This is a genomic window from Geobacillus sp. B4113_201601, assembly GCF_001587475.1.
GTDB lineage: Bacteria > Bacillota > Bacilli > Bacillales > Anoxybacillaceae > Geobacillus > Geobacillus icigianus.
Genome location: NZ_LQYX01000083.1, coordinates 1 through 2,767, shown reverse-complemented (window position 1 = coordinate 2,767; position 2,767 = coordinate 1). Strand labels below are relative to the sequence as shown.

Annotated in this window: 2 protein-coding genes and 1 pseudogene; 1 reads left to right on the top strand and 2 read right to left on the bottom strand. The window is 33.1% G+C overall.

Going from position 1 to position 2,767, the window contains the following annotated elements; all coding sequences use genetic code 11:
* A pseudogene (locus B4113_RS21210) lies at positions 1-153 on the top strand (transposase); the annotation flags it as partial.
* 376 nt (positions 154-529) lie between these two features.
* On the opposite strand, the gene B4113_RS11465 reads toward B4113_RS21210, so the two are convergent.
* Together B4113_RS11465 and B4113_RS19890 are read right to left on the bottom strand one after the other, a co-directional pair.
* Complete coding sequence (locus B4113_RS11465) at positions 530-1,135, bottom strand: ABC transporter ATP-binding protein (RefSeq protein WP_051962748.1); 606 nt, start codon at positions 1,133-1,135, stop codon at positions 530-532.
* Between the two features lie 3 nt (positions 1,136-1,138).
* A partial coding sequence (locus B4113_RS19890) for a hypothetical protein (RefSeq protein WP_160331374.1) occupies positions 1,139-2,767 on the bottom strand: 1,629 nt, incomplete at its 5' end.

The following is a 2,767-nucleotide window of genomic DNA, read 5'->3' as shown; positions in this document are numbered from 1 at the left end:
GACGAATGCGAACGTCTCATGCTTGGACATTTTTCTTCAAAAAACGGTGACCTTGATCAACGAACCGAACTGACGGTCAAACAGGCTCAATTCTTTGCGGCTCTAGGGATGGAGCCTCCTCCGAAGATTCTAGGCATCCATCCTCGCACCTAGATACACGCCCAACGTATGCCCAAATGCCTCTCATCCCTTTGGTATCAAGGGATGAGAGGCATTTTGTTTGCCTAGTGACTGTCGAACTCGGGGTCTAAGAGGCTGGTGATTTCGTGCAAAATACCGCTGAGTTCCACCCATTTCTCAATGAGAGAAACCTCGCAGAATCAGCTTTCTTTTCTGAATGAAAATGCCTCCAATTGGTGTGTGGCAGCGGTTTTTCACCGGCCTTCTAAAAAATTTCTGATTTATACTTCGATTTAATTTTCACACTCCCAAATAGCGTAACGACTAATAGCTAAAGTTGTTTCGCCCCAAGTTTTTCTTTAACAATGGGCAAGTATTTTTTTTGAGACGATCATCTACACTTTTAATATTAAAGTCTTTCATGATAAACAATCCTCTCGCTATCTCCAATCCTGACTTTTTTTTCTTTTTTCGCCAACTTGATAAGTAGCTCCTTTAGCTCACTCATCCCCGAAGGATCCAATCCATTAGTTGGTTCATCTAAGATTAGTAAAGCAGGTGAGTTTAATAAGGACTGAGCTATACCTAGCTTTTGACGCATTCCTAAAGAATACGTTTTTACTTTGTCATTAATAACATTTTCTAATCCTACCATTCTCACTACTTTTGCAATACTTTCTCTGTTAATGCGGCCGCTCATCCTTTGAAAATACATTAAATTATCATATCCTGATAAAAATTTATATAATTCAGGGGTTTCTATTATTGCACCGATTGATTTCAAAGCTTTTTTTTTATTGCTCTTTATGCTATAGCCATTAATAATAACGTCACCTTGAGAAATAGAAGTAAGACCAAGCATCATTTTCATAGTTGTTGTTTTACCAGAACCATTTTCACCTAAAAAACCCACAATTTCCCCTCTGTTTATAGTAAAGTTCAATTTTTTTACGATATAATTTCCATTTATAATTTTAGATAGGTTTTTCACTTCCACTATCACTGACTTTTCCATTTATTACACTCCTATCTTCTTCTTATTATAAGAGTTTATGAGTATGAGATTTTTGAACATATGTGAACCTACCAAAATTATTGATGCTAGGATAAATAACTTCATATAAATGAGCCATACCCCTATAATATATATGACAGGCACGATACTTAATACGGTGAGGTTTTTCTTAAAATTATTTAAGTCTGATTTTTCTCCCCGATTATAAGAGGTTTCCTCTATAGAAAAATGCTTGTGCCTTTGTTGGAACGTGCGTTGTAAAACATATCTGACAACAATGTGACCCAATAATAACCAAGAGATGTAATATAAGAGAAATTCTTTGAAGTCTATCACAGCCCTTAGCCATGCAACAATAGGGACAAAGGGAATGGAACATGGCAATATTAAGCCCGTTATCCATTTATAAATTAATTTTTGATCAGGATAATTTCCAATTTGAGATACATTATTATATTCATAATGTGGTACTAAAAACGAATGTAAAATTATATATTTGGTTTTTAAGGAAAAAGCTGAAAGCGAACTTAGTATCATTATAAATTTTATATATATATCTACGGTGCTAAATATAAGGATTAAAAAAAGCTGCAAAGAATAAGTAGGTAAGCATAAAACTTTTAATGTATCTGTTTTTATCAAATATATATCCCTCGGTTCTACCCCATGGACAAACATGTACTGAAAAAATTCTCCCTCACTATCAAATGAAAGTCTGACTTTTAATTTGTTAAAAATATAACTTGGTATGGATAAAGATATATAAGTCGACAAAATCAATGAGAGTATTATCGATAATTTCTCTATAAATTCATTATGTGGAAGATCATGAAGAAAAGTTAGACTGACAATAACAGTGATCCAAAACGGAATACCCAATATAGAAACAATATATTTTTTCAAAAAGTAATGTTTAAATATGGTTTCTAGATACAATTTTACATGCTTTTTATTACTAATGAAAGGAAGTATAATGACTAACCATCTATATGTCTTTATTAACAATTTGTCAATCATCGTTGTACGATGTGTAATAATATGGTCTCGTTTCTTGATCAATAGTAAAATACCCATATTTACAATAACTAGAATTCCTATAAATACGAAAAGCGAAACTAAAGCTCTGACCGAACCACCCTGCACTAAAATTTTTGCCAAAGATGTAAAAGGAAACAAATCTTTATCTAAATATGCTAAAACAATTAATAAATATTTTTTACTTAAAACACCAAAATCAATAAAATGTTTATGTTCCAAAACTGTATTTAGCATGCGATCTGCCATCCTAGTAAGAAAAAGTAAAAACGGCATAAAAATGAACAATAAAAAAGCAGTTAGCAAAAAACCTCTTCCCTGTATATAAACACTTTTTTTTATTGAATAGTACTGAATGTTGGTGAAAAGCAACGTAATTAGTATGTTGATTATCAAAAGAAGAAAAAAAGAAGAAATAAAATGTACAATATTCTCAGGAATGGCGATAAATATCCCCACAAAAAGAGCCACTGTCGAAATAAATCTGTTTCTTAAGTTCCATATAGACTCGTCTATCCATAGAAAAGATCCATGGGCAATGGTTTGCCCTCCACCCGGGGATGAAAATCCGCGCCAGTGCGGCATTTTCACGGAAAA